Origin of the sequence: Halogeometricum pallidum JCM 14848, from assembly GCF_000337095.1 — an archaeon.
In the GTDB taxonomy this organism is placed as follows: Archaea; Halobacteriota; Halobacteria; order Halobacteriales; family Haloferacaceae; genus Halogeometricum; species Halogeometricum pallidum.
Map to the genome: position 1 here is coordinate 20666 of NZ_AOIV01000021.1, position 26849 is coordinate 47514.

Below are 26849 nucleotides of genomic sequence, written 5' to 3' on the forward strand. Positions count from 1 at the left end.
AAACCATTATAATATTTGTTGTATCCGTTCTCAGGCTTCGTCGGACCGCACCAACAGCACCTGCGTGCGTGCGTGCCGCGCGACTTTCCCGGCGACGTCGCCGAGCAGGAATTTCCCGACCGCGCTCCGTCCCTTCGCGCCGAGGACGATGAGGTCGACGTCCTCCTCGGCCGCGTAGTCGGTGATCGCCTCCGCCGGGTCGCCGACGAGAACGACCTGTTCGACCGGTATCCCGCGTTCGTCGGCCTGCGCTGCGACGCGTTCGGTGAGTTCGTTGCCCGCCTCTTCTCTCCGTTCGTCTATCTCCCGCCGTTCGTCCGCGTCCTGAGCGAGTTCGTTCACCGACTTCGAGAGGTGACTCGCCCCTCGGTCGTCGACGACGTGCATCGCGTGCACCGTGCTATCGAACCGCTCGGCGATCGTGAGCGCCTGTTCGACGACCCGCTTCGACAGTTCGCTTTCGTCCACCGGAACGAGTATTGTCTCGTACATACCTCCTCTAGGCACCGTACGGAGCATAAAGACTTGGTACGTTTCGACCTTCGTTCGACCGATTCCCTGAGACTGCGCTCCGATACGGCCACCGCGCGACCCGGTGACGGGGGTGTGAATGACATCCTCCCCGGCGTGAACGCCGGGGTTTCCTCGCGCTGGGGGTATCGTCTACCGACCCACGGAGGCAACTTGCGGGTTTGTGCGCACTTCTTTGGGACGGTGAGAGTGTGATGTCTCCGACCAATCGTGGTCGTCCCACTCGAATCGCACGGGCTGTGCCATCAGCCTGAGTTGTGTGTCGTCGAGTTGCCGCAACAGGAACGTCCGCGAAGCCGTGAGGTCCGCGTGTCCCTCGAACCCGCACGAACACGTCAGCGTGTCCTGATGCCGGACTGTATCCGTCGTTGAACCGCATCGGGGGCACTCTTGAGAGGTCCACGCCTCGGTGCGCGCCTCTACGGCCATGCCGTACTCTTCGGCCGTACACGCGAGACGTTTCACGAACCGTCCGAACGCCCAGAAGTTGTGTGTCTTGGCGTTCGCTTCGACCGACCACGACGTTTCCAGCACGTCGCCGAGCGCCCCGACGTACACCGTCGAAACGCCCTCGCTGTGCAACCGTTCGATGAGGTCGCGGGCGAGTGCGTCTTGGGCGTGGTCGCGGCGTTTCGTCCGTTGCCGGTACAGGTGCCGAATCCGATTCGAGGAGTACCGACCCTCGCGGAGTTTCGACTGGAGGCGCGCTATCTCGTGAGTGGTCTCGCGGAACCGCTCGAACAGGTCGCGCCCCTCGTACAGCAGTTGCGTGCCGGTCGTGGTCGTGCAGGCGACGAGATTGTTCGCACCGATATCCAGCGCGGCGGTTTCGTCCGCCAGTGGGTGTGCCAGTCGAGAATTGTCGATTGTGACTGGCTGAAAGGCCCTGAATGTCTGTGCATTCTCGTCCCAGAACAACTCTAACCGGGCCTGCTTGTCGTACTCTTTCCAGTTGGGGTCGCCCCGGACTTCGAGTCGGAGGCGCTCTTGGTATCCAAGCCCGTACTCGTCTTTCAGGTCTTGGCCGACGAGGATTTCGAGCCGGGAGTATTCGCCCCACTCGACAGTGTACGACGTGTTCCGAATCTACGTCCGAAGTTCGCGGCCCTTCTGCTCGTTGCCCCAGTATCCGGGCTTGCCGTTGGCTTCGCCCTTCTGTTGGAGTGCGAAGAACGACCGCCACGCTTCGCGGTTCTTCCGTTCGATTTGCTGAACGGTTGACGCCCCGAGCGTGCCGCCGTAGCGTCCGCGATACTCGCTGATGTCCCACACGTCTCCGTCTGGGTCGGCGAAGTTCTCGCGGCGCTCGTAGTTGATTTCGTTCCAGAGTGCGGCAGAAGCGTCCAACAGGCGTCGAAGCAACTCCTCGTCCTCCTCGGACTGAGGAACCACGTCGAACGAGTTGGTCCGCTTCATCAACTACTGATTCGAGCGGAACTAACATAATCCTACGGATTATCGTAGACTGTGTGTCGAACCACGTGAACATCGAAGTCCCTGACGACGAACAGTACGAGCGCATCAAGCGCGTGAAAAACGAACACGGCCTGACGTGGCGCGGGATGTTAATCCACGCGGCCGACGACTTGGATACCCCGGACTGAGTGTCGTCGGCGGTTGTTCCGCAGTTGTCGGATTCACGCCCGCCGTGAACGGCGGGACTCTCTCCTTGATTCAGGTAGTAACTATAATCCCGGCCGGCGTCGTACGGCCGGTATGCCGCACAACACAACTGCCACGCTGGCTGAGTGCTACGAGCGCGCCAGGGCGGGGAGCTACGGCTTCTTCGCGAGCAACGTGACTCACTTCGACGTCCTCGTCGGACTCCTGCGGGGGAGCGCGAGCGTCGACTCGGATCTGGTCGTGCAACTCGGCAGAGAGGAGGCGGCCTTCTTCGGCGACGGCGACCCCGCGGTCGGTCTCGACGTCTTCGGCGCTTGTCTCGGTACGCTCGCCGAGCGTCACGGCGTCGAAGCGTTCTGCAACGTCGACCACGTCCACCTCCCCGATAGCTTCGGCTTCCTGGAGGCCGCGGTCGACTCCGGCGTCCCCGACTCGGTGATGGTCGACGCGTCGGCGGAGCCGTTCGAGCGGAACGTCGAACTGACGGCCGAGGCCGTCGACCGAGTCGGCGACGACGTCCTCGTCGAGGCCGAACTCGGGCGCATCGCGGGCGTCGAGGGGACCACCGAGACCCCCGGCGACGAGGCGTTCTACACTGACCCGGCGGACGCCGTCGAGTTCGTCGACCGGACCGGCTGCGACCTGCTCGCCGTGTCCATCGGCACGCAACACGGCGTCGCTTCCGGCCGCGACCTGGACGTCCGACCCGACCTCGCCGCCGACATCGACGGCGCCCTCCGCGACGCCGGTCACGAGACGCCGCTGGTCGTCCACGGCGCCTCGGGGCTCCCGGACGAGCGAATCGCGGAACTGCTCGACGCCGGGGTCTGCAAGTTCAACAAGAACACCCGGTACCAGTACGAGTTCGCGCGCACGACCGCGGACTTCTATCACGAACACGTCGACGCGGTTCGACCGCCCGCCGGCGTCGAGAACGACCGAGCCGGATTCTTCGCCGACAGCGACTGGGAACCGGACAAGACGTTCTTCCACCCGCACGCCGTGTCGGGGGCCGTCCGCGACCGCATCGCCTCGGTGATGGGGGACCTCTGCGAACTGACCGGGAGCGCCGGCGAGACGATACACCCCGGCCAATGAACGGGCCCGAGAACGTGCTCGTCGGCGTCGACGCCGGACTCACGAACGTCACGGTGACGGCGTTCGACGGCGCCGGCGGGGAACTCGCGAGCGCGTCGCGGGCGACGCCGACAGTCGAGACGGCGCCCGGGCGCGACGAACAGGACCACGACCGACTGTGGGACGTCGTCTGCGAAGCGACCGCCGCGGTCACCGAGCGAGACGCCGTTCCGACCGACGCCGTCGCCGGGGTCGGCGTCGCCGGCCACGGCCACGGACTCTACGGACTGGACGCCGACGGAGCGCCGGTCTGCGGCATCAAATCCACCGACAGCCGCGCGCTCGATACGCTCGCGACGGCTCGCTCGGACGTCCTCGAGACGGTCGCCGGTCGACTCGGGTGGGAGCCGTTCGGCGCCGATCCGCTGAGCCTCCTCGTGTGGCTCCGCGAGCACGACCGAGACACGTACGACCGACTGGAGACGGTGCTGTTCTCCAAGGACGTGCTCACCCACCGACTCACGGGCGAGCGCTCCACGGACCCCTCGGAGGCGAGCGTGTTCTACGGGCCGACGCCCGAGTACGACGAGCGGGTGTTCTCCATGCTCGATATCGAGGACGCGTTCGACGCGCTTCCGCCGGTCGTCCCGAGCACCGAACCCTGCGGAACGGTGACCGCCGCGGCCGCGGCGCGAACCGGGCTCCCGGAGGGTACCCCGGTCGCCGCGGGACTCCACGACGTCGCCGCCTGCACGCTGGGCGCGGGCGTCGTCGAACCCGGCGACGGACTGCTCATCCTCGGCACTTGGGGGCAGAGCGTCGCCGTTCTCGACGCGCCCGAAGACGGCGAGTCGGGCCTGCCGCGACGGTACCTGAACCGGTGGCTCCGGTACGAGGGTCTTCGGTCCGGCGCGGCCTCCGTCGAGTGGTTCGTCGAGAACTGCGGGGCCGACTGGCGGCGGGAGGCCGAGGAGCGCGGCGTCTCGCCGTACGTCGTCTACGAGGAGGCGGTGTCGGGTGTGTCCCCCGGCGCCGACGGGCTGGTGTTCCACCCGTTCCTCAAGGGGTCGACCGACCACCCGAACAGTTCGGGCGGGTTCTACGGACTCCGTCTCGAACACACCAAGGCGCACATGCTCCGTGCGGTCTACGAGGGTATCGCTATCAGCCAGACGGGCGCGCTGCGGTCCATCACGGCGGACGTGGACGCGATTCGGCTGACCGGCGGCGGGGCGCAGAGCGAGGCGTGGGCGCAGATGTTCGCCGACGTCTCGACGCTGCCGGTGACGGTGCCGACCGAACGCGAGACGGGGGCGCTCGGCGCGGCGCTCTGCGGCGGCGTCGCCGCCGGCGTCTACCCGACCGTCGAGGCGGCGGTGGACCGCGCCGTCGGAACCGCCGTTCGCTACGACCCCGACCCCGAGACGGAGGAGCGCTACCGGGCGGTTTCCGACGCGTTCGCGCAGGTAGCCGACGCGATGGAACCGCCGTGGGAAACGCTCAAGTCGCTAGCACAGGAACGGTGAGCCGATGAAGGTGTTACTTTGCGGCGACCCGCAGCAGCCGAGCGAGTACATGCACGAAGCCCTCGGGACGTTGGAGAGTCGCGGGGTGAGCTTCGAACGCATGGACTGGATGGGCGACTCGTCGCCGGCCGAGTTCCGCAGCGTCACGATGGACATGGAGTCGCGCGGCCCGGGGAGCTACGACGCGGACGCCATCGCCGCGAACCTCGACAACGCCGACGTGCTCGTCGTCCACAAAGCTCCGGTGTCCCGCGAACTCATCGAGAGCGCCGACCTCTCTATCGTCGCCGCGGCCCGCGGCGGCACGGAGAACGTCGACCTCGAGGCGGCCGCGGACAACGACGTGACCGTCCTCCACGCGCCGGGGCGAAACCGCGACGCAGTCGCGGACTACGCGGTTTCGATGCTGCTCTCTCGACTCCGCGAGATTCCGTTCAACCACGCCGAACTCTCGGGCGGCGAGTGGAACCAGGTGTTCGATCCGGACCTGCTGCCGCCGGACGTCAGGACGACGACTATCGGTATCGTCGGATTCGGCCACATCGGCCGCGGCGTGGCCCGCCGACTCGCCGGGTTCGACCCCGAACTCCTCGTCTACGACCCGTTCGTCGACGACGAGGAGATTCGCGAGGTCGGTCCCGAACCGACGGACCTCGAAACCCTGCTCGCCGAATCCGACGCCGTCACCCTCCACGTCCGCCTCTCGGAAGACACCGAGGGGATGATCGGACGCGAGGAGTTCGAGGGGATGAACGACGAGGGCTACCTCGTCAACACCGCGCGCGGCGGCCTCGTCGACACCGACGCGCTCGTGGACGCCGTCTCCGAGGGGCGTATCGCCGGCGCAGCGCTGGACGTCTTCGAGGAGGAACCGATCCCGGAGGGTCACCCCCTGTTCGACCTCGACGGCGTCGTCCTGACTCCGCACGTCGCCGGGTCGACTCGCGACGCGGTCCTCGGCGGCCCCCGCATCATCGCCTCGCAGCTCGAAGCGTACCTCGACGACGAGACGCCGGCGCACGTCGTCCAGTAGCGGCCGACCGTGACGCGGCACACGACCTACTGCGCTTCGGCGGCCCTCGGCGGCTACACCGTCGAGTATCGGATGGTGAGTTGACCGCTTTCTCCGTCTTGCCATTCGCTACCGCCTGCACCCGACTCGACGCCACCCACGACAGATAGGACGCCGCATCACCGCGCGTTTCGATTACTCATCTCCGGATTAGCTCGTGTGAGAGTACAGTGCACTAATGCGGATTTGGAATCGACGATATCGGGATACTATTGGGAGGACGTTTTTATCTCCGAACGTCGCTGACGCGCCTGACGGTATCGGGACTCGAATATCCGCTATCGGTGGGTTCGCGTCGGGCCGTACCGCTCCGTCTGAACCCTCCGATACGGATGCGCTACTCGTTCGAGTCGATTTCGCCGGCCTCGACCAGCGCCTCGACCGCTTCGCGGACCGCTTCGAGCGAGGTGTACCGTGGTTCGTATCCGAGTCGCTCGCGGGCTTTCTCGATACTCGCGTTCGGGCTGTAGCGGATGTGTTCCTCGGTCGCCTCGACGTCCGTGTCGTCGTATTCGGGGCGGTCGGCCCACTCGTTGAACGGTAGGTACGTGAGGTCGGCGTCTCGTCCGAACCACCCGGCGACGGCCTCGGCGTAGCCGCGGAGAGTGAGCGCCCGCGGCGAGACGACGTGGAAGCTCTCGCCGACGGACGCCGACCAATTTTCGAGCGCACGCTGGAAGCCCTGTGCCACGTCGTCGGCGTGGACGTGATGGACGGTTTCGAGCCCGAAGTTGGGGAGCGCGACTTCGTCACCCCGCGCGAGTCGCGAGAACACCTCGGTGTCGAAGTTGCCCGCCGGATTGAGGGGCTCCNGGGACCTACGATGTGTCCGGGGTGGAGGACGGTCGCCGGGAAGTCGTTTCGCCGCGCCTCATCGAGCAGGTATGCCTCGATTTCGGCTTTCTTTCGCCCGTACTCGCCGAGCGGTCGGCGCGTGCGGGGGGCGTCCTCGGTCGTGGGGACGACGTCGCTCGGTCCGTGGACCCAGACCGTCCCGCAGTGCAACAGATGTTGGACCTCCCCGCGCAGCGATGAGACGAGCGCTTCGGCGCTCTCCGGTTCGAAGCAGATCAGGTCGATGACGGCGTCCNGACGATCGCCTCGCCGAACTCGCCGCGTTCCTCGGCGGCTTCGCGGTCGAGTTCGACCGACTCGACGTCGGCCCACGCGCCGTCGTCCCGATAGGGGTCCCGCTCTCCCCGACTGACTGCGACGACTTCGTGGCCGGCCCGCACCAGTCGCGGCACCAGGTAGGTACCGACGTGCCCGGTCGCTCCGATAACAGTGACTCGCATAGATCGTGTTATCGCCAGTCCTCGCGAAAAGAATTCGGTTACCGGACTGATTCGACCGTTATGATAAACGGTGCATCCACCGAATTGGTCAACGTGCGCGGCAGCGACCCTGTTCCGACGATTGCGATCCAGCAGAATTGATTGGTCTGTTAACTTAAGATTCGGAACAGACCCGTACGCAACGCCTTTTTCCTACCTAACCCGATAGAATCCACGAATCACAGTCGCTCTTTACCCTCCGTAACATAAACTCCTCTCAATGGGCAGTAGTTGAGACTGGCGATCCCAATGCATACGGCGTGTCTGATACTGTTCAAAATGAACCTCCCAAGGGGTAGTAGAGCTACGTCTCCCTACACCGAGACGTGAATTAGAGCTCTGCTGTATAGTCGGGGATCACGGTCCTGAAGAGATCATCACAGCACTCCCAGACGAGTTTGGGCGGAGACGCTGCTTCAAACACGGCCTCTTCGTAGTGTGGGGTCTCCATCGAAGCCGTCTGGTACTGAAAGTGCGCCGCGCCGAGATCGTTGTGATCCTCGTCTTGGTGCCAGCCGCAATGGAACTCCAGATTCGGATCGGCGTAGTCGATTCTGAATTCGTCGTGGGGCGGCGTCAGTTTCCAATGGACCTCGAGCTGTGGTGACTCAGGTCCGGTCGGCGGAACAACTCGCTGTGGGTCGATCTCCGCGGCGAGATACCGTTTCTGGATTGCGTCTGGTTCGAACCAGACGGAGATGACCTCTGCTTGTCGTTCGAGTACGTCCTTGAGCGTCCGATAGAGAGCCGGATTTTCCGCTCCTGGATTCATGCGGAAGCGGAAGGCCGCTCACCGGGGAAGCGGTCGTAGAGCCGGAGCGCGTCTTCGACGAGACGACGGCGGGTCTCAAGGTGATCCCACTCGCGGGCCGCCTGACGACGTTCGCGCTCGTCTGCGACGTCATCTATCCTCCCGAGGCTCGCACGGAGTTCGTTGGGAGTCTCGACATCGTACTCTCTCTTCCACGTTCGAATCTGCTCGTTCATCGCTTCGAGACTCGCGGCGAGTTCGTCAGGTGAGTGTTCTTCGTAGAGCTCGCGCACCTCAATGAGGTACTGACCGACCGGGTCAGGCTCGTATGTCGTCTGCTGGCCGCGTGCATCCGCGTTCAGTTTGCCGTCGTCCGTGAGGCGTTTGAGGTACTTCGCCGCCGTCTCGTGAGCAACCTCAGCCTCTGCGGCGATCCAGTTGGCCGTTCGAGGTTCACTGACGGTGAGTGCGACTGCTTCGACGCGCTCGGCCGCCGACAAGTCGTCGGTCCAGCTTCGAGCCGGTTCGTCGTTCATGACTCCGTCTACACCCTCAATACAGAAATAATTTGAGGTGGTTCAAATTATATCGAATACGGTGTATCCTGGGTAGACTGGTCGACATTCCTGAGGAGAGTTGGGTGCGTGGTGAGATGCCTAAGGTTAGCCCCCGGAGTTGAGATTGGGATTCTCAATGCATACGGTTTCATAGCGAAGCTGGAAACACATTCTCGTCGAAGAGTCGGTGACCGCACTCGTCAACCCCAGGAAAAAATCCGATAAGTTGGGGTGCGTACCGCGGTCTGACTGCGAATTTGCAATAGATAATATTGTTTGGGTGAGTATTGGTGCTGCCCTCCATGGTCTCCAATCCAGTATCGTTCTTCGGATTCGTACTGTTGATGCTCACGCTGGTATACGTGGCTCTCTGGGTCTACCGCGATGCCGGGAGGAGAGGAAATGCACCACTGCCTTGGGCAATGAGTATTTGATATAGCACTATTTCATATATGAGTCTCCCTAACGACCCTGAACAGGTTGGTACCTGCCGAAAACGGACGTTGAGCGGACCTACTAATTTACTTTGTTTTAGGTCACTAAAGCCAAGTGGATATGTCGGGGTCGACGCTGTCTGCTCGTCGGAGGAAATGCCTCAACCGGAGTTCACCCTTCAGCACCCGAAATCTACCGAACCGGGGCGACGATGCATGATGCCGTCCGGCAAAAGAGCCAGTAGTCTCCGCGACGAACGCTGAAACATGAGCGACACGGACCCCATCGGTGGCGTCGTCCTCGCGGCCGGTCGGAGCACGCGCTTCGGGGAGGCGAACAAGCTTCTCGAACCGCTGAGGGGTACCCCTCTCGTCTCTCACACCGCGAACACTGCCGTCGACTCGGCGCTCGACGAAGTGGCCGTGGTCGTGGGTCACGAATCGGAAGCCGTCGTCGACGCAGTGAGTTCGTTCGACCTCCCCACCAGGTACAACGAGGCGTACTCCCAGGGACAGAGTACGTCCGTCCGCACCGGCGTCGAATTCGCCCGCGAGGCCGGATGGGAGGCCGCCGTCTTCCTGCTCGGCGATATGCCGTTCGTCCGTCCGGGGACGGTGGACCGGTTGCTGGCGGCGTATCGCGCCGGTGACGGAAGCATCGTCGCTCCGCGCTACGACGGCAAGCGCGGCAACCCCGTCCTGTTCGACCGTCGGCACTTCGATGCGCTGGCGGACGTCGACGGCGACCGCGGAGGGCGCGAACTCGTGATGGAACACGACGGAACCCGTTTCGTCGACGTGGATGATCCGGGAGTACTCCGCGATATCGACTCGGAGGCCGACCTCCGGACGTACGCGAACGACGCCGAGTGAGTAGTTCTTAGTACGGATACCGACCGGACGCTCTCTCAGTCCACGACTGCATGCCAGTATAAACACGTTACAAATGTAGCGCTGTAAGCATTCTCTCGATCGAGCTTGATTTGTCGGTTCCACTATTTTAAACTAACTAGAAAAACGGCAGGCAAAAGATGTCGATCCCAGACCCTATAGTATCACCCTATCTGACATGCTAGTAGTATAGTAGACAATCTCTTATCCGAAAGAAGTATTCTTGTTCCTGTATGTCAGGAAAAAGGGATAGTAATGTGGGGGAGGAGCTACCGGAAGATTCGTTCGGTGGCTCGGGGGTCGGCCGTCGGTCGTTCCTACGGCTTTCCGGAGTCGCAGCTGGCTTGATGGCCGGATGCGCCGGACAAGCGATTTCCGGTGAGCAGAGCGCATCCGCGTCCGTCGCGAGCTTCGGGTACGGGGGTCCGGCACTGCTCTCCGTTCAAGGCGCCGTCTCGGCGGCGTCCGTCGACTCGGAACCGAACGAGACGAGGGCCGATGCGACGGTCGTTCCGGTCGATACGTCTCTCTCGGCGACGCTCGAAGCGAACGGACTCGACTGGTTCGCGTTCGATATCACCGACTCGGGGGAGTTCTCCGTCGACTTCACCCGGTCGAACGCCGAGGGAGTGACCGCGGTCGTACTCGTAGACTCCGAGGGTATGTTTCTGAACCAACTGTACGTCGGGAGCGACGACCCGGTGTCGGTGTACGCGAAGGCCGATGGACCCGACACGTACTTCGCTCAGATCGTCGATATCGAAGAGGGCGACGGCGACTACTCGTTCACGGTGGCGTCCGGGACGACCAGCAGTACGCCCACTCCGACTCCGACGCCTACCGAAACGCCCACTCCGACTCCGTCACCGACCCCGACGCCCACACCAACCGAAACGCCGACGCCGACTCCGTCACCGACCCCAACGCCCACACCAACCGAAACGCCGACGCCGACGCCAGCGCCTGAACCGGCTTCGGAGACCTGGATCGAAGCCGAGTCCGCGGCGAACGGGAACAACTTCGCTCCCTTCGAGATCCGAACGGACGAGGGAGCGTCCGGCGGCGAGTACATCACGACCGCCGACGAGGGACGGAACAACTACGGCGGACTTCCCGAGGCAGGTCGGGCACGGTACGAGTTCACCGTTCCCGAGAGCGGCGAGTACTACGTCTGGGGCCGTATCGGCGCGAAGTCGAACGGCAACTCCTTCTATCTCGTCGTGAACGGCGGAGAGGCCCGGGAGTGGCACGCCGACATCGGCGGCTGGCACTGGGAGCAACCGCTGACAGTGTCTCTCGGCGCCGGAACCCACTCGTTCGCGGTGGCTCCGCGGGAGGACGGAGCGAAACTCGACCGGTTCGTCGTCACGGCCGACGCGGATTTCGAGCCCTCCGGTACGGGTGAACCGGAGGAGTCCTCGACGTTGACCCCGACGCCCGAAGAGACGACGACCCCGGCGCCGACGACGGCCACGCCGACGCCGACACCGACGACGCCCATCGCCGGGGGGGACTCGGAGTACGGCGACCAATCGTACGGAGAACTGGGGTTCGGCGGAACGCCGTAGCGCGGTCTATCCACCGTATCGATTCGCCCATTTTTGGAGAGCAACCAGCCAGCGCCGCCGTCCGACCGTTCGGACGGCTACCTCGAATCGATGGCGCCGCGTACTTTCGACCAGACCAACCGGTAATCTTCTCTCGTGAGCGCCCCGGTGATAGTCGCCGCCAGCAAGAACAGCACGAGTCCGAGCGGCGGACAGACGAGGAGTTTCGGAAGCGGGGGGAGCTGAATCCACGACACCAACGGTACGTAGCCCGCTACGAAGAGAGCGGCCGTGGCACCCGCCCGGAGCGGGAAGCTCCGCGAGCGGAAACTCATCGCCGATCGGTGCCAGATAACGAGTCCGCCGAACAGCACCAGCGAGTACGACGCCGAGGTGGCCACCGCGGCGCCCGTGATACCGTACATCGGGATCATCACTACGTTGAGCGCGACGTTCAGCACTAACACGATCACGTGCAGCGACTCGGTGTATCGTATCCACCCGGTCGCCTGCAGCGCCGGAATGAAGATGCGCGCGACTCCGAAGAAGAACGTGCCGAGGAGTAGGATCTGGAGCGGGGCGACGCTGTCCAGGTAGTTCTCGCCGTAATAGAGGGTGATGAACGGCTCCGCCAGACCGAACAGGCCGACGCAGACGAGGATCAAGAAGAGTGCGGACCACTTCACCGCCGCGGTGAGATTGCGGTCGATCTGTTTGACGTCGTCGTTCGACCAGTGGGTCGCCACGTTCTGTAGGACGACGGTCTGAACCGCGCTCGGGATGAACCAGACGAACTCCGCGGGGATGATGGCTGCCTGGTAACTCGCCGTCTCGGTCGCACCGAGAAAGTAGTTGATGAGGAGGATGTCGACCTTATAGAGGATGACGACGGCCACACCCCCGACCATCTGCGTGGCGCCGTACGTCGCGAGCGGCCGGAATCGGTGCTTCACCCGGTCGAACTGTAGTGAGACCTTCTCGAAGTGCCGATTGACGTAGACGGTCCCGACGATGGCGGCCGCGTAGAAAGACAGTACGTTTCCGACGATGACGCCGAAGACGCCGAAGAAGAGGCCTAATCCCAGTCCCGCGACGAAGTACACGGCGTTCTGCAGGACGTTGAAGAATATCGCGTACTGTTCCTGCTGTCGCCCGTGAAACGCCGACCGCGAGATTCGATAGATGTTGTTCCCGATCATCGCGACGCCCAAGATGATGAGTAGTTCGGAGCGCTGCCCGGAGAGAAACGAGACGGCGACGGCGACGATGAGAACCAACGAGAGCACCCCGTACACCAACCCCAAGAGATAGCTCGCGTAGACGATGTCCGTCTGGTCGCGTCCGTCGGACGACGACGCCATATGCTTGCGGACCGAATCGAAGAGCCCGGCGTTCGAGACGAGTTCCATGATGCTGAAGATGGCGATGACCGCCGCGAAGATGCCGTACTCCTCTTTCGACAGGACTCGGACGAGAAGCGGAGAGAACAGCAGTCCGAACGCCAGTATCGCCACTCGACCGACGACCATCACGACAGACGACTTCAAGAAACTGTTTTTTTGGACCATTAGCGTGAGTTCAGATTCCGTAGATAACGTACGGCTATCTGCATCGGTTCTCAAGAGCGTTTCGACAACGGACGGAGAGATTTCGACCGACACCGGCGTCCTGGTCGTCGAATACGCCCCCGTCGGATCAGTGCTGAATAGGGGAAGCCGAGAACCGCGGACGGTCTCGCAGCGCCGCCGTTCATGTCAGATTCCAGTAGATATCCGAGTACTGTCAACGCAGACGGCTGCTGAACGGCAGTCTGCTCCGGCAGAGAACAAACCTCGATTCTGCACTCAACTCCCGATAACGGCGGCTAGACGTAGAGTCACGCCGGACGCGGACGACTAATTCCACCGGGAGAACATTCGATCTTCGAGGAATAATATTTTATCTGGATATTACTTTAATCGATACATTAATGTACTCCAGGCTCTTTTCGTACTGTGTGACTGGCCGGTTGCCGCAGAGACGGCGACCGGACAGTCTGCGAACTGGTCGAGACGCCGTTCGGAATCTCGAACTCCGCGGTGAGGGGGAGGGGGAGAGCCGACTGCAACGACGTCACGATACGGACGAAGTCGCAAACACGGAGAACACTATGCCGAACACGCACAACCACAGCTACCATCAACCGGCGAAGGGGACGACCGACTGGCACCTGCCTCTGAACAGCAATTTCGAGAACCTCGACACGGACGTCGGCGTTCGAGACGCGGACGCGAACAGGGGCGAGTATGAACCGAAAGCGGGAGCGAAGTTCGAGGCGACCGATTCGGGTGCGGTGTACCTCGGTGACGGGAGCGAGTGGGTGCTCGTCGACCGTCGAGTCGATTCGCTCACGACTGGATCGCAGCGTCTGACCGACCGCTCTATCGTGTACGCGTACGGGTCCGGCGGTAACTACGTGGAGCCGTTCCCGGTGAGCGAGTACTCCGACCTCGGCGACACCGTCAACGCCGCCTTCGCCGCTATCGCGTCGGGCCCCGGATACGGGAAGGTCGTCATGCCGCCGACCGACGAGGATTTCTCGACGACGATTCACCTGAGAGCCGACTACGTCTCGCTGCAGGGCTCCGGAATGTGGGCGACGCGACCGCGATACACCGGGTCGGACGCCGCGTTCAGACTCGATGGCGCGGACCGCGGCATCCACGGTAACTTCGGGCTCCGGGGCGACGGTAGCTCCGGGCAGGATCTCATCGAACTCACCGTCGAAAACGAACAGATCAGCCACTACGCGTTCCAGAACATCTACCTGGAGAACGCCGGCCGACACGCGATTCACGAGATCTGCCACGGGCCGGACAACAACGATATCTACGACGGGATGTACCACACCATCTACATCAACGGAACGGGCGACCACGCCATCTACTCACCGGACGAGTCGGGGGCCGGCAACGCCTCCCGGACGTTCTTCAACATCCAGTCGATGACCTCGCGCATTCGCGGGGATTTCATCCACGACATGTCCGGTGGCATCCACAAACGCTACATCGGCGTCGAGGGAGAACCGTGCGTGGACGGCGTCAACTTCCGCGTCCAGAACGGCTACTGTCCGATATTCCTCGGCTGCCGCGGCGAAGGGCAGGGGAGTCACAGTTTCCACCTGACGAACACGCGCGGCGCCCTGATTCAAAACTGCATCTCGTGGAACTCCGGGGGACACGGCATCTACCTCGACTCGAACAACCGCGAGTTCAAAATCGAGAACTACTACGTGACCGGCGCGCAGGGCGACGACATCCGCATCCGAGACAGCGGCACACAGACGGGCGTCCTCGGAATGCACAACGCCTCCACCAACATCGACCGCGGCGTGGATATCCACATGGACGTCCAGAACAAGCAGTTCGGGACCCTCGACGGGTCGTAATCGACGATAATCGACGCTATCGAAACTCTACTGATTTTTTATATTTAATCCACCGACGAGCGGTTGCTCCGCACTTTCGACCCGGCGGAGTCGTAGATGACGTCCTGTGGGACCGCGGTAGCATTGGCTACCCGGATGCGGTCTAACTGCCACTCGCCGCCGCCTTCGGTTCGCAACCGACCGTTGTCGCCGACGTACCAGCGGAAGCTTCCGGTGTAGTCGTCGGTGGAGTACTCACGCGCGTAGGTCTCCGAAAACCGCAAGCCGGAGACTTCCTCCGTGGTGAGTGCGACCTGCTCCGTCCGGAATGTGTCGCCGACGTTCGCCCGCGGGTGGATGACGCTCGTGAACGTCACCAGTGAGAATATCACGAGGATGACGGCGACGTTGCGCCACCGCCCGGAACTCCCGTAGATGTGCTTGACGAACACCACGATAACGGGTGCGATGATGACCGCGAGCGCTCCGGAGGCCCGTTCTATCCCGACGTTCGGGCCGAACAGCAGGGTGGCTCCGAACAGTCCCCAGATGAGGCCGATAGCGAACAGCCACGCGGAACGAGTCTTCTCGGCCCGACCCACCAAGAGTTCGTGGACCCCGAATAACACCACGAACGCGAGGACGCACCCCACGACCAGATACGTCGAGGCGAACAGCAGAAAGATGAACTCGCCCGGCCCGCCCGACCGCGAGACGGTCGGCACACCGCCGAACGAGGACGCGCCGAAGAGGAACGAGATGACGTTGACCACCCGTCCCACGTTGTAGGTGTACTCGGAGACCACGATGTACCAGAGTTTGATCGCCGAAAAGGAGAACAGGAGGTACATCGGGAAATTCTTGAGATGACTGTCGAAGGAGAATCGACCCAGAACGAACTCGATAACGGCCCACACGGCGGCGAATCCGAACAGAATCCACGGGGAGACGTTGTGCGTCAAGAAGAACGCCAAGAAGAGCACGAACAGGACGACGTACCGCCGCCAGTTCCGCTCCGAGAAGAAGACCAGATACAGGAGAAGAGGGAGCAGAGTGATAGACGTTGACTGCGGGATGCGGTAGGCGCCGTATGGGATGTGGAACGCGACGACGCCGACGAACAGCGAGGAAACGCCCGCGAGCGGTTTCGAGAACTGTCGCCCGACGAGATAGACGAACAGCACGCTGATGGCCTCCGGTAAGAACAGCGTGAGATACACCGCGTCTCTCGGCGTCACGCCGAGGACGAACATTCCGAGGGCCGCCCGGAGTTGCGATGTGAAAAACACCTCGTAGTAACTGGGCGATTGGATGCTGTGTGACTCGAACGTCATCAGAATCGCCGGATAGTGCGTGATGACGGCGTCGATTCCCGGCGGCGTCTCGAACTGGAAGTGAATTGCCCCTCGAATCAGCACCGCGGTGGCGATTATCATAAGCAACAGCGGCACTCTCGGGACCTCCGAGGAGAGCGTCGAGAGCACCAACAGCACCGCCAACCCGGTCACCAGCGCCGCGTACAGATACGAGTTGGTACCGACGACGAGCGGAGAACGAAGCACCGCGGCCGAGAACACGAGCGCGTAACAGATATATATCACTCGCGGGTCGACAGATAGGCTCAGATATTCGATTCTGTCTGTACCAGTCAGCTCTTTGGCCGCAGAGCGCCGGATTAGGATATAGAGCGCGTTAATGAGAACGAGACTGACTCCGACGGTGAGAATTTTGATTCCATCGCCCAAAACAAGCAGGGCGGCGCCGACACAGAGGACGAGTCCGGAGAGGACGACGTCGGCGTTGTTTCTATCGAGCATGGGCGGTAAATCGATCTAACAGGAGGTCGGAGACGGCGTCCCAACTGAATCGTCCGTGGAGCTCTTCGTACCCTCGGTCGCCGAGTCGAGCGCGCTTTTTTTCGTCGGACAGCAAATCTCTGATCGCAGCTTCGATTTCGTCGGTGTTGTCGGGGTTCACCAGCAGCCCCGTCTCGCCGTCGATGACCGCCGACCGCGGCCCGCCGACGGTCGGACCGATGACCGGCGTTTTCGTCGCGTACGCCTCCAGGAAAGAGATGCCGAAGCCCTCCAGTCCCTTGGTGTGTATTCGAGTCGGCATCACGTAGATATCGGCCAGTTCGTACAGCCGCGTCACCAGTTCGTCCGCGACGAACCCGGTGAAGATGACGCGGTCTGAGACGCCGTGTTCGTCGGCGACCGACTTCATATACTCCATGTCCTCACCCTTTCCGACGACGACGTAGCGCAGGTCCGGAAACTCCTCGGCGAGTTGGGGGAGACATTCGATCACCTTGTCTTGTCCCTTGTACCGCTGGAGCCGAGAGACGGTCAGAAGCGTCGGATGGGCGGCCGCCTCCGAGAGTGCGGTTCTCACCGGCTCGTTCTCGTCGTCTACCTGCACCGAGTTCTCGGACTCGCGGTGGGCCAAGTCGATGCCGTTGTAACAGAGAGTGATGTCTCGAACGCCGTTGTCGCGCAGTTGGTCTGCGGTGTACTCGCTCACCGCGAACACGAGCGACGCGTTGAGCACCCGTCGCTGAACCGGCTTCATCAGTCGCTTGTACTTGCTGTCGTCCTCGAGGAACACCACTTCGGCGCCGTGTGCGACGACGGCCGTGCGATGCGAGAAGAACGGTTCCAGGACCTTGGATATCACCGCACACGGGAACCACTCGGCGCAGTAGACCACGTCCGGACGTGACGACCGCACGTGAAAGAGCATGTAAACGAAGTAGACGCAGAACTGCCACACCAAGAGCAGTGGACTACCGCTCTCGGTGTCGGAGAGGAGACCGGACGGGACGAAGCGGACGGTCGAACGGAGACTGTCCGTCTCGAAGTCGCCGTCGCTCGGAAGCAGTATCCGGCAGTTGTCCGTTTTGGTCGCCATCTTGTCGGACACTTGCGTCGCGTGGCGCAGTATTCCCCCGTTGTTCGTACTGGTGACCACCAAGACGCGCATTGAAGCAAAGATGAACGACCAACGAAAAGAACGTTCCGGTTTGACCACATCACGACGACAGTATCTCGGCGTACAACGCCTCGAAATCCTCCACCACAACGGGCGTATCGAACTCGGCGCGGAGACGCTCGTACCCCGCATCCCGGAGTCGCTCGCGTAGTTCTGAGTCGTTCACCAGCCTCTCGATGGCGTCTGCGAGCGCGGTCCCGTCGTCGAGTTCGGGGACTAACAGTCCCGTCTCGCCGTCGGCGACGAGTTCGGGAATACCTCCGGTGTCGGAGGCGACGACGGCGCAGTCGAAGACGAGCGCTTCCTGTATCACCTTCGGTAAGTTGTCGTCGCGCGAGGGCACGGCGACGATATCCGTGAGTTCGTAGAGCGATTCGATGCTCTCGACGAACCCGGTGAAGACGACGTTACCACCCTCTACGTCGAACTCCTCTCTCAACTCTTGCCGATAGCTGTCGCCGCCGCCGCCCACGACCAGGAAGGTGACGTCCGGGTGGTCCTCCGCTATCGATTCGGCGGCCCGCAGGAAGTTCCGGTGTCCCTTGTTGGGTGCCATCCGCGCGACCAGCGAGACGACGAGGTCATCCCCGACGTCGAACTCCGTTCGCAGTCGTTCGGGGTCCGTCAGCGTGTTCTCCAGTTTTTCGATGTCGATGGGGCTCCGAATGATGCGATGGCTGTTACCGTCGCCGTCGAACAGTCGGCGCGTGTAGTCGGAGACGTGGATGATCTCGTCGGCCGCCCCGAATATGAACCGCCTGAGCCTGGGATTCTGCACCGACAGAGCCGGATGGTGGACGTGCATTACGAACTCGTAGTCGGCGAGCAGCGAGAGGACGGCGCAGACGAGACCGGCGCGGAACGTGTTGGCGTGGAGAACGTCGACTCGATGTTCGGCCGCGAAGTTAGCCATCCGCCGAATGCCGGCCGAGGCCGTCAGCGGCGCCAGCGCGAGGTCGGTGTAGGAGACGCTGCCCGGTCCGAGCACCCGACAGTTCGATACCGCGTCATCGAGTTCGATCCGAGCGCGTTCTGAACATCGGGGCGAATCGACGAACATTACGGGGTTGTTTCCGACGCCGATCGCCTGCCGCCGTCCGTCGACCCGGAGCAGGAGGTCGGTGTACCCGCCTCCTACTTCGGGATGGTACCCGCTGTGCAAAACGCGAGGAGGCGCTGTGTCCGGAGCCATATGTCGTATAACTTTAAATTGGGCTCTCTTAGATGTTTTGTATATCGATTTCCGACAGGAGAGGGACCGATAGAAGAGAATCGCTCATCGACCCGCGCACGCATTCGCATACAGGTCGGCGACTTTGGGGACGACGACCGACGGTGCGTACCGCGATTCGACCGTTCGCTGCAGTTCGTCGACGACGTCGTGATGCTCGCTCGCCCACTGAATCGATGTCGCCAGACCCGATGGGTCTCGGGGTTCACAGAGCAGTTCGGGAACCGAAACGATCTCCGAGGGCCCGCCGAGGTCCGTCGCGACGACGGGCAACCCGGATTGAATCGCCTCGACGACGGTCCGACCGAACGGTTCGACCCACACGCCCGGGTGGGCGAAGATATCTGCCCGTTCGTACTGTTCGTCGATGAGTCCGTAGGGAATGGACCCGACGAAGTCGATTCGCGAGGTGAGGTTTCGATCGGTGGCCAACCGAACGAGGTTGTCCATCTCCGGACCGTCGCCGACGATCCGCAGTCGGAAACGGGATGGAAGGTGTGTGAGCGCCTCGATGAGATATCGCACGCCTTTGATCTTCTTCAGCGATCCGACGTAGAGTATCGTCACCTCCCCGTCAGGTGAGTAGTCGTTGTACGTCGATAGCTCCGTGTCTATCAGGTTCGGAATCACGGTGATATCCCGATAGGAATCGCGCTGGGAGTCGTAAATCTGCTTCGAGGCTTCGGACAGCGTGATGAACTTGTCTATCTTCTCGATGTACTTGATCAGAATCCGTCCCGTGAACGGGAGGAACACCTTCTCGTAGAGGAGTTCCTTCGTCGTGGTCTCCATCCCCATCTTCCGCTTCGGGAGATACGTATAGGAGTTCAGGGTGGCCACTGCGGGAATAGAGAGGTGGTCCGCGAGGGCTCCCGCCGCGGGATGGTACTCCATGTTGTACGAGTGCACCAAGTCGTAGTGTGAGAGCACGTCCTTGAGTCTCGAGTAACAGACCGGGTTCGAGTACTCCGGCAACTCGAAGGAGTTCCCCAATCGATGGACGGCCACCCCGTTGATCGTATCGAGCGACAACCCGTCGAAACAGAACACGCTCACCTTCTCGATCGAGTCGTGTTCGTTCAAGCCCTCCGCGAGGAGCTTTAAACTCACCTCGCCGCCACCCGCGACGTTCGGGTAGTAGCGCGGTGAGATGAATGCAACTTTCATATTATTCTGTTTGAAATATCTCTGTTTGAGATATACGGGTTCACCTTATAATGATTCTGTCGTAACGTAAAGCAGTACCGGCTGGTCTCATTCTCTATCGACCGTGGACGAGCACTGATTCCAAAAAGAGAATCAGTACGCGGGATATCGAAGCGAAGGGATGCGTTGTACCCTGATTCACTCACACGTCGGCGTCTTGCGAACACTGAAAGCGGCGGTTTCTCAGCCATAGCTGTCTGTATCTCCTCTATCTCTCCTATAAGTCAACAGTAGATTAATATATTTCTATTGCCTGACGAGACGTATGGGTCGCTCGCCAGCAGTGTCTGTGGTAACTCCCTCGTACAATCGACCGGCTCGGGTCGTCGACGCGGTGAAATCGGTCAAAGCGCAGACCTACGCCGACATCGAACACATCGTCGTTGATGACTGCTCCGAAGAGTCCGTCGCCGACGTTCTCGCCCGCTCGGAGGTGGCGACGGACGACATTATCATCCGACGCCACGCCGAAAATCAGGGGACGATGGCCGCACGGAACACGGGTATCGGTGCGGCGAGCGGCGAGTACATCGCGTTCTTAGACGACGACGACGAGTGGCACCCGGAGAAGATCAAACGGCAGGTCGAACGAGCCCGAGAGTCGGGGGCGGCTGTCATCTACACCGGCGTGCGGCAAGTCGCCGATGGGGAGACACTCAGTGTCGAGATACCGGAGGTGGAAGGACAGATCACGAAGGACTTACTCACGGGTAACCCGATCAAGTCCACCTCGACGGTGATGGTTCGGGCGGATATCTTCGACGAAGTGGACGGTTTCGATAGGAGGCTCACGAACCTAGACGACTGGGAGTTCTACATCCGGGCGTCAACCGTCGCGGAGTTCGCGGGCGTGCACGACGCGTTGGTGACGCGACACCACCACGACGCGCAGATCAGCCTAGATTACGAGGGCGCGCGCGACGTGGACGTGCCACTCATGAAGCAGAAACACGGGTATCTTGCAGAGACGTACGGCGTCAAAGAACCGTTCTACGGGGTGTTGGAGCAGGCGTTGGGATCGAAAGCTATCACGGTCGGTGACTACCGCGCGGCACGGAAGCACTACACGACGGCGCTGCGACTCACTCACTCGAAGACGTCGATCATCCGATTGATGGCGCTCAGCGGTGGAAAGTACACGTACTCGCCCGCCCAACGACTCCACGGTCTGCTCACCGCGTAACGATATCAATCGATATTCGATTCGTCCGACTGAAACTGGTAAGTATCCATACAGTTGTAGGAATGTTCAAGTGAACGTCAAGTAATAGAACGCACACATGGAGACGACGAAACCGGTGAGGCTGGCGACACGACCGGAGAGATTCGACCTGTTGGAGGGGTCGGACCCCGACGTCGGCGGCGAGATGAAAGCGACGGTAGAACATCGCCGTTGGGAGCACAGTCATGAGTAGAGTACTGGTCACGGGCGGTGCGGGGTTCCTCGGCTCTCACCTGTGTGAATCTTTGCTCGAAGACGGTCACGAGGTCATCGCGATGGACAATCAGGTGTCCGGACAGAACTCCAACCTCGAGGATATCTTCTACCACGACCGGTTTTCGTTCTACGAACACGACGTGACCGAGTACATCCACGTCGCCGGGGAGTTAGATTGGGTGTGTCACCTCGCGAGTCTCGCCTCGCCCATCTTCTACCGCCGGAATCCGATCAAGACGCTGAAGGTCGGTGCCCTCGGGACCCACAAGACCCTCGGGTTGGCCAAAGCGAAGGACGCGAAGTACCTGTTCACGTCGACGAGCGAAGTGTACGGCGACCCGGAGGTGAACCCGCAACCGGAGAGTTACCGGGGAAACGTCGACCCGTATGGTCCCCGATCGTGTTACGACGAGTCGAAGCGGTACGGCGAGTCGCTCGTGCGGTCCTATCGTGAGCAGCACGACCTCGACGTTCGCGTGGTACGCATCTTCAACACGTACGGTCCACGGATGCGTATCGACGACGGGCGCGTCATTCCCACGTTCGTCCGGCAGGCACTGGCGAACGAGGATCTGACCGTGTACGGCGACGGGACCCAGACCCGGAGTTTCTGCTACGTCTCCGACCTCATCGACGGCTTGTTGGCGCTCATCGACTCGGACCTGCAGACGCCGGTCAACCTCGGCAACCCGGACGAGCGAACGGTGAACGAACTGGCGGAGACGATCATCGACCTCACCGGAAGCCAGAGCGGCGTCACGCACGAACCGCTCCCGCCGCAAGACCCGCAGGTTCGACGGCCCGACATCACGAAGGCGAAAGAGGAACTGCAGTGGGAGCCGGAGGTCCCCCTTACCGACGGGCTGGAGCGTTCGATCGAGTACTTCGCCCAACACGTGTAACCCGGAACTCTCCCGTCTTCGGGGGGTACGCGCCGGAGTATTGGTTCATTGTTTTCATCGGTTGCCGGTTAAGCACCGTCAACAACTGTCAGTTCGAGTGGTTCGATCCTCGAATCGGACCGTCGGTATCGAGACACCCTCTCGGCGAGGAGTAGAGAGCGCCAGGCGACGTTTCGGGCCACTTCAGAGACCGATTATTCTCTCACAATGGCGAATAGCGCCCGATGCGGTCCGTTCGTGTATGGCACCATTAAACACACTGCGAGAAACCTTAACTACTGCCGCTGAGGACATATGAATAGTATAACACCTTCGAGCCGGATCTCCGCCTCGTTTTAAGCGCCGCACTCCCGTAGGGGAACGCAAGCGATGCCCGCATCAGACCCCCCGGAAACGGACCGGGACGAAACGGTGTCAGCGTCCGCCGCCGGCGACGCCGATAGCGAACTCGCCGCGGCGATCGACCGCTATCTCCGCGCCGGCGGCGAGAGCGGCCAGTACCGTTCGACGGCCGAATCCGTCCTCTCGCAGTTCGAGACGTGGCTTCGCCGCCGCGGAAAGGATTCCTTCGAATCGTTCGACGAGGAGGGCGAACGGCTCCTTCGTCGGTACGCGGACCGACTCGCCCAGCGCGTCGATGCGGGTGGCATCTCCGCGTCCTCCGCGCAGACGTACTTCAACGTCATCTCGGGATTTCTCGGCTTCTGCGTTCGCGACGGCGACCTCGCACGCAACCCGGCGCTGTCAAACCGGGCGCGCGAACCGCTGCCGCGAGACGACGAGGACCACACGCAGCAGTTCTGGTCGCGCGACGTCCGCCGGCAACTCGTCCGGTATGCGGACGATACCGCCTACGAAGCGATCGAACGCGCGGGGTTGGACGCACAGCAGGCGGTCCGGGACCGTGCGCTCGTACACGTCCTCGCGTACACGGGCGTGCGCGGCGCGGAGGTGTTCAGGGTGAGCGGGGATGACCGGCAGGGCCGACAGGGCCTCACCTGGGGGCGCCTCGATACGGACGCGTGGACATTTCGCGTGTGGGGGAAAGCCCAGGAGTGGGAGGACGTCTCCGTTCCAAAGCAGGCGCGGGAGGCGCTCCGGCGGTGGCGAGCGGTCCAACGACCGCCTTCCGGCGAGTGGCCCGTCTTTCCGACGAACCACGCGCCGTCGAAGTACGCCGCGGCGCGCGATGCGCTGGGCGAGGCGGAAGCGAACGCGCTCCTCGAAGACACCGACGTGGACGACGTGCTGCGCGAGCACGATATCGCACCGCCGGCCGTCACGACCGAAGGGGTGCGACGTGTCCTCGAACGAATCGCTGAGGCCGCGGACGTAGCCGTCGACGGGAAACCGCCGTTGCCACACGGCGCGCGCCGGGGACTGGGCGACGAACTCTACCGCAAAGACCGCGGGTTGGCACAGGACGTACTCCGGCACCGGTCGCTCCGCGTCACGCGGGAATCGTACTCCTACATCGAAGCCGAGGAGTTGGGCGAGCGAGTCGGCGACGTGCTAGACGAAGAGTAGTCTGCGGGTCGCGAACGCGTGGACGGGGCCGCTCGGTTGCAGTTCGTTACGCGAGATGGGTTGGCGCGAAGGAGCGGAGAGCGCTCGACCGCGCGAATACGATAGTTCCCCGCTCCGAGCATCGACTCCTCGTTCACCGTCTTTATCGCCCCGAGACGGTCGTAACTCGGTTTCGTCGGTGCATCATTACAATTCTATGTTTGTAAGTATACGAGGTCGGATAATACGGCTCGTAACGCCTCGAATCTGTTTTCGGCTCCGTCTCAGAGACGTGTTGATTCGACCCGTTCAGCTACTTTCGAGTTCGATACTGGCTGTTCGCGCGATGGAGTTCTCAAACTGGTCCCGATAAGTCGATATCTCGCATCGCTAAGTATTCTCCACGTTCTAAGACGGGTTACAACTCCAAAGGCCGTCGAAATCAGACTGCGAATCGATCTTTCTATACGTCGTGATTTACGCCGCCGCCGGATTCGAGGCGGAAGGGTACTGTCTTGCTATCGAAACCGGCCAGCTACGGGTGCGTTCGAGTGTGAACTCGGTAGCATCTACTACTCGATTTCAGTCGGTCCGACCGTGGAAACACGGAGGAAATTCGTGAGTCGAGCCGTTAAATATAGAAACTGGTCGGCAAAATCACGTCTCTATTCGTTCGTCTACAGGTGATACTGTTCGTGCTGATCACATGCTGACAACTATCGTCCGTCGTGAAGACGCTCGGACTGTCACTCGGCGGGCGACGGGTGGCGGTACGCCATGACAGAGAATACGGAGACTGACGACGACGGACGAGAGGCGCAGAACTCCTCGAACGATGCGGAATCCGGGACCTCGACGGCTGTCACACGGCGAGGTGCGCTGACGGCGCTCGGCGCTGCCGGGTTGCTCGGCTACCTCGGTACGGGACGGGCGTCCGCGGAGGTACTCTCGGGCGTCGACAACACCGCCCCCCAGGCGACGCAGGTCATCGCCGGCGGCCGGGACAACACGATTCCGGAGAACGCGACGATGGCCGCGATTACGGGTGGACGGCACAACGAGGCGTCCGGGGAGTACTCGTTCGTCGGCGGCGGTGGCGGCGAAGAGGGCGACCGGGGGAATCGTGCAACAGCCCTCCACACCGCGGTCTGCGGGGGTGCAGCGAACCGAGCGGGCAGTTTGACCAAGCTGCTCCCCGGTGCGTTCGTCGGCGGCGGAACGGGGAACGAGGCGACGGATGCGTGGACCGTCATCGCCGGCGGGACGAGCAACGAGGCGGGCGACCCGGCGGCTGCGGTACTCGGCGGGATGGGGAACGAGGCCGGTAACACCGCCACCGTCGGCGCCGGACGCGAGAACAGCGCGTTCGGAGGCGGGTCAGTTGTCGGCGGCGGGTTGCAAAACGAGGCTGTGGGGAAGGCGTCCACCGTCAGCGGCGGATTCCTGAACGAGACGAGCGCGCTCGGCGCGACAGTGGGCGGCGGCGGGTCGACGGACGTACTGGTGTCAGTCGGCGGGGTGCTGGGAACGATGTTCCTCGAACCCCCGAGCGACAGTACCGAGGGCAACCGCGCGTTCGACGAGTTCGCGACGGTGGCCGGCGGCGCGGACAACGTCGCCGGCAGCGACAACGAGGACGAGACCAGCGCGCCGTACTCGACTGTCGGCGGCGGACGTGCGAACGTCGCCGAGAACGATTGTGCGACCGTTCCTGGCGGACGTTCGAATGTTGCCGCCGGTGAGTACAGCCTCGCCGCGGGTCGCCGTGCCGCGGCGGCCCACCGTGGCGCGTTCGTCTGGTCCGACGGCGAGGACGCGGCGTTCGGGTCCACTGGTGCGCACCAGTTCCTCGTGGACGCCGCCGGTGGTGTCGGACTGGGTCACGAGGCTCCCGAGGCCGACGTGCTGGACGTACGGGGTGCAGCGGCTGGATCGGCTCGCGACCCCGCGAGTAGTATCGCGTACGTCGAGAACGAGAGTCAGGACGCGTCCGCGGACGTGCTCGCACTGAAGGTGAACACCGAGATGCCCGGCCCGGACAACGACTTCGTCACGTTCCTGAACGGACGCGACGACGCCATCGGCACTATCGAGGGCAACGGCTCCGGCGGCGTCACCTACACCGGCGCCGGCGGCGACTTCGGCGAGTACTTCCCGAAGGCCGATCCCGATGCGACGTTTGCACCCGGCGAGGTGGTCGGACTCCGCGGCGGCGAGATAACGCGGACGACCGCGGACGCCGACACCGCGTTCGTCGTCACCGACCGACCCATCGTTCTCGGTAACAACGCCGAGGACACCGAGGACCGCGTCGCGGTCGCGATGCTCGGACAGGTCCCCGTCGACGTCGCCGAAACGGTGGATGCGGGCGACCTCCTCGTCGCGACCGACGCGGCGGACGGCCGTGCTCGTGTCGCCGACGGTACCCCTGCTGCTCCCGTAGTCGGACGGGCGCTCACGTCCGCATCCGAAGACGAGGAGTCGGTCGATGCGTTCGTCAACGCCAGCGTCGACGGTGCGCCGAACGAGGACGCGTCCGCGGCCCGGTCGGACGCCGACCGAATCGCGGCGCTCGAATCGACGCTCGATCGGAAAGACGAACGTATCGACGACCTCGAAGCCGAGACCGAACGCAAGGAAGCGCGAATCGACGAACTGGAGTCGCGTCTCGCCGCGGTCGAACAGGCCGTCGAGGCGCTTCCAACCGGCGGGACGATGCAAGCGGACTGAGGAGCGTTCTCTCCTCCTCTTTTGAGGACGGTGCCATTCGTCGGCATCGTCTCTCTCGTGAGGAGGATGGGACGCTCCAAGGAACCGGCGTGGAAG

At 62.5% G+C, this 26849-nt stretch carries 22 protein-coding genes and 2 pseudogenes; 12 read left to right on the forward strand and 12 right to left on the reverse strand.

What is annotated here, in order from left to right:
* Positions 1-30: 30 nt before the first annotated feature.
* Positions 31-492, reverse strand: coding sequence for a universal stress protein (locus C474_RS08300; protein WP_008385795.1), 462 nt, complete (start codon positions 490-492; stop codon positions 31-33).
* 171 nt (positions 493-663) lie between these two features.
* A pseudogene (locus C474_RS08305) lies at positions 664-1947 on the reverse strand (RNA-guided endonuclease InsQ/TnpB family protein).
* A gap of 53 nt (positions 1948-2000) precedes the next feature.
* Between C474_RS08305 and C474_RS23295 the strand changes: the two are divergent.
* The 4 genes from C474_RS23295 (at position 2001) to C474_RS08320 (ending at position 5790) form a co-directional block, all read left to right on the forward strand.
* Complete coding sequence (locus tag C474_RS23295; protein ID WP_008385796.1) at positions 2001-2135, forward strand: hypothetical protein; 135 nt, start codon at positions 2001-2003, stop codon at positions 2133-2135.
* 112 nt (positions 2136-2247) lie between these two features.
* Positions 2248-3252 carry a class II fructose-bisphosphate aldolase gene (fba, locus tag C474_RS08310; RefSeq protein ID WP_008385798.1) on the forward strand — a complete coding sequence of 335 codons (1005 nt, stop codon included), beginning with the start codon at positions 2248-2250 and terminating at the stop codon, positions 3250-3252.
* The gene (locus tag C474_RS08315; RefSeq protein WP_008385799.1) at positions 3249-4757 is read left to right on the forward strand and encodes an FGGY-family carbohydrate kinase; all 1509 of its coding nucleotides are present in this window, start codon (positions 3249-3251) and stop codon (positions 4755-4757) included. Before fba ends, C474_RS08315 begins: the two co-directional genes overlap by 4 nt.
* A 4-nt stretch (positions 4758-4761) precedes the next feature.
* The gene (locus tag C474_RS08320) at positions 4762-5790 is read left to right on the forward strand and encodes a 2-hydroxyacid dehydrogenase (protein ID WP_008385800.1); all 1029 of its coding nucleotides are present in this window, start codon (positions 4762-4764) and stop codon (positions 5788-5790) included.
* 376 nt (positions 5791-6166) lie between these two features.
* On the opposite strand, the gene C474_RS23070 is transcribed toward C474_RS08320, so the two are convergent.
* The 5 genes and pseudogenes from C474_RS23070 to C474_RS08335 all read right to left on the reverse strand — a co-directional run bounded on the left by C474_RS23070 (position 6167) and on the right by C474_RS08335 (position 8450).
* Positions 6167-6604: an NAD-dependent epimerase/dehydratase family protein gene (locus C474_RS23070; protein ID WP_239640404.1), complete on the reverse strand. Its 438-nt coding sequence runs from the start codon at positions 6602-6604 to the stop codon at positions 6167-6169.
* A gap of 89 nt (positions 6605-6693) precedes the next feature.
* A pseudogene (locus tag C474_RS23520) lies at positions 6694-6996 on the reverse strand (hypothetical protein); the annotation flags it as partial.
* Complete coding sequence (locus C474_RS23300) at positions 6900-7124, reverse strand: NAD-dependent epimerase/dehydratase family protein (RefSeq protein ID WP_204366078.1); 225 nt, start codon at positions 7122-7124, stop codon at positions 6900-6902. The gene C474_RS23300 and the pseudogene C474_RS23520, both read right to left, overlap by 97 nt.
* Before the next feature lie 370 nt (positions 7125-7494).
* The gene (locus C474_RS08330; protein ID WP_008385802.1) at positions 7495-7935 is read right to left on the reverse strand and encodes a hypothetical protein; all 441 of its coding nucleotides are present in this window, start codon (positions 7933-7935) and stop codon (positions 7495-7497) included.
* Positions 7932-8450, reverse strand: coding sequence for a DUF7342 family protein (locus C474_RS08335; protein ID WP_008385804.1), 519 nt, complete (start codon positions 8448-8450; stop codon positions 7932-7934). The genes C474_RS08330 and C474_RS08335 overlap by 4 nt, the downstream gene beginning before the upstream one ends.
* A 323-nt stretch (positions 8451-8773) precedes the next feature.
* On the opposite strand from C474_RS08335, the gene C474_RS23305 reads away from it, so the two are divergent.
* The 3 genes from C474_RS23305 (at position 8774) to C474_RS22570 (ending at position 11364) form a co-directional block, all read left to right on the forward strand.
* Complete coding sequence (locus tag C474_RS23305; protein WP_275039808.1) at positions 8774-8905, forward strand: hypothetical protein; 132 nt, start codon at positions 8774-8776, stop codon at positions 8903-8905.
* Between the two features lie 267 nt (positions 8906-9172).
* Positions 9173-9778, forward strand: coding sequence for a nucleotidyltransferase family protein (locus C474_RS08340; RefSeq protein WP_008385806.1), 606 nt, complete (start codon positions 9173-9175; stop codon positions 9776-9778).
* Positions 9779-10143: 365 nt separating this feature from the next.
* Complete coding sequence (locus tag C474_RS22570) at positions 10144-11364, forward strand: carbohydrate-binding protein (RefSeq protein WP_008385808.1); 1221 nt, start codon at positions 10144-10146, stop codon at positions 11362-11364.
* Between the two features lie 77 nt (positions 11365-11441).
* Here C474_RS22570 and C474_RS08350 read toward each other — a convergent pair whose 3' ends face one another.
* Positions 11442-12911, reverse strand: coding sequence for a flippase (locus C474_RS08350; protein WP_049916847.1), 1470 nt, complete (start codon positions 12909-12911; stop codon positions 11442-11444).
* 581 nt (positions 12912-13492) lie between these two features.
* On the opposite strand from C474_RS08350, the gene C474_RS08355 reads away from it, so the two are divergent.
* A complete protein-coding gene (locus tag C474_RS08355; RefSeq protein ID WP_152421625.1) occupies positions 13493-14770 on the forward strand; it encodes a right-handed parallel beta-helix repeat-containing protein in 1278 nt (425 codons plus the stop codon).
* Between the two features lie 44 nt (positions 14771-14814).
* Here the strand turns inward: C474_RS08355 and C474_RS08360 are convergent, their stop codons facing one another.
* From C474_RS08360 to C474_RS08375, 4 genes are all read right to left on the reverse strand, one after another.
* Positions 14815-16350, reverse strand: coding sequence for a hypothetical protein (locus tag C474_RS08360; protein ID WP_152421626.1), 1536 nt, complete (start codon positions 16348-16350; stop codon positions 14815-14817).
* A gap of 205 nt (positions 16351-16555) precedes the next feature.
* A complete protein-coding gene (locus tag C474_RS08365; protein ID WP_008385814.1) occupies positions 16556-17731 on the reverse strand; it encodes a glycosyltransferase family 4 protein in 1176 nt (391 codons plus the stop codon).
* A 49-nt stretch (positions 17732-17780) separates the two neighbouring features.
* Positions 17781-18932, reverse strand: coding sequence for a glycosyltransferase family 4 protein (locus tag C474_RS08370; protein WP_083861982.1), 1152 nt, complete (start codon positions 18930-18932; stop codon positions 17781-17783).
* Between the two features lie 84 nt (positions 18933-19016).
* Positions 19017-20138, reverse strand: coding sequence for a glycosyltransferase family 4 protein (locus C474_RS08375; protein ID WP_008385818.1), 1122 nt, complete (start codon positions 20136-20138; stop codon positions 19017-19019).
* A gap of 304 nt (positions 20139-20442) precedes the next feature.
* Between C474_RS08375 and C474_RS08380 the strand changes: the two genes are divergently transcribed.
* From C474_RS08380 to C474_RS08395, 4 genes are all read left to right on the forward strand, one after another.
* Positions 20443-21360, forward strand: a complete 918-nt coding sequence (locus C474_RS08380) for a glycosyltransferase family 2 protein (RefSeq protein ID WP_083861983.1) — start codon at positions 20443-20445, stop codon at positions 21358-21360.
* Between the two features lie 224 nt (positions 21361-21584).
* The gene (locus tag C474_RS08385; RefSeq protein ID WP_049916848.1) at positions 21585-22517 is read left to right on the forward strand and encodes a UDP-glucuronic acid decarboxylase family protein; all 933 of its coding nucleotides are present in this window, start codon (positions 21585-21587) and stop codon (positions 22515-22517) included.
* Between the two features lie 369 nt (positions 22518-22886).
* Positions 22887-24044 (forward strand): tyrosine-type recombinase/integrase, encoded by a 1158-nt coding sequence (locus C474_RS08390; RefSeq protein ID WP_008385823.1) that lies wholly within the window; start codon positions 22887-22889, stop codon positions 24042-24044.
* Between the two features lie 756 nt (positions 24045-24800).
* Positions 24801-26753 carry a hypothetical protein gene (locus C474_RS08395; RefSeq protein WP_008385825.1) on the forward strand — a complete coding sequence of 651 codons (1953 nt, stop codon included), beginning with the start codon at positions 24801-24803 and terminating at the stop codon, positions 26751-26753.
* Positions 26754-26849 lie beyond the last annotated feature (96 nt).

Excerpts from the sequence above, each read along its gene's own strand:
- C474_RS08375 (WP_008385818.1), bottom strand. The coding sequence starts at position 20,138 with ATGAAAGTTGCATTCATCTCACCGCGCTACTACCCGAACGTCGCGGGT.
- C474_RS08335 (WP_008385804.1), bottom strand. The coding sequence starts at position 8,450 with ATGAACGACGAACCGGCTCGAAGCTGGACCGACGACTTGTCGGCGGCC.
- C474_RS08300 (WP_008385795.1), bottom strand. The coding sequence starts at position 492 with ATGTACGAGACAATACTCGTTCCGGTGGACGAAAGCGAACTGTCGAAG.
- C474_RS08390 (WP_008385823.1), top strand. The coding sequence starts at position 22,887 with ATGCCCGCATCAGACCCCCCGGAAACGGACCGGGACGAAACGGTGTCA.
- C474_RS08315 (WP_008385799.1), top strand. The coding sequence starts at position 3,249 with ATGAACGGGCCCGAGAACGTGCTCGTCGGCGTCGACGCCGGACTCACG.
- C474_RS23305 (WP_275039808.1), top strand. The coding sequence starts at position 8,774 with ATGGTCTCCAATCCAGTATCGTTCTTCGGATTCGTACTGTTGATGCTC.
- C474_RS08320 (WP_008385800.1), top strand. The coding sequence starts at position 4,762 with ATGAAGGTGTTACTTTGCGGCGACCCGCAGCAGCCGAGCGAGTACATG.
- C474_RS08370 (WP_083861982.1), bottom strand. The coding sequence starts at position 18,932 with ATGGCTCCGGACACAGCGCCTCCTCGCGTTTTGCACAGCGGGTACCAT.
- C474_RS08355 (WP_152421625.1), top strand. The coding sequence starts at position 13,493 with ATGCCGAACACGCACAACCACAGCTACCATCAACCGGCGAAGGGGACG.
- C474_RS08330 (WP_008385802.1), bottom strand. The coding sequence starts at position 7,935 with ATGAATCCAGGAGCGGAAAATCCGGCTCTCTATCGGACGCTCAAGGAC.
- C474_RS08365 (WP_008385814.1), bottom strand. The coding sequence starts at position 17,731 with ATGCGCGTCTTGGTGGTCACCAGTACGAACAACGGGGGAATACTGCGC.
- C474_RS22570 (WP_008385808.1), top strand. The coding sequence starts at position 10,144 with ATGGCCGGATGCGCCGGACAAGCGATTTCCGGTGAGCAGAGCGCATCC.
- C474_RS08380 (WP_083861983.1), top strand. The coding sequence starts at position 20,443 with ATGGGTCGCTCGCCAGCAGTGTCTGTGGTAACTCCCTCGTACAATCGA.
- C474_RS08395 (WP_008385825.1), top strand. The coding sequence starts at position 24,801 with ATGACAGAGAATACGGAGACTGACGACGACGGACGAGAGGCGCAGAAC.
- fba (WP_008385798.1), top strand. The coding sequence starts at position 2,248 with ATGCCGCACAACACAACTGCCACGCTGGCTGAGTGCTACGAGCGCGCC.
- C474_RS08385 (WP_049916848.1), top strand. The coding sequence starts at position 21,585 with ATGAGTAGAGTACTGGTCACGGGCGGTGCGGGGTTCCTCGGCTCTCAC.
- C474_RS08350 (WP_049916847.1), bottom strand. The coding sequence starts at position 12,911 with ATGGTCCAAAAAAACAGTTTCTTGAAGTCGTCTGTCGTGATGGTCGTC.
- C474_RS08340 (WP_008385806.1), top strand. The coding sequence starts at position 9,173 with ATGAGCGACACGGACCCCATCGGTGGCGTCGTCCTCGCGGCCGGTCGG.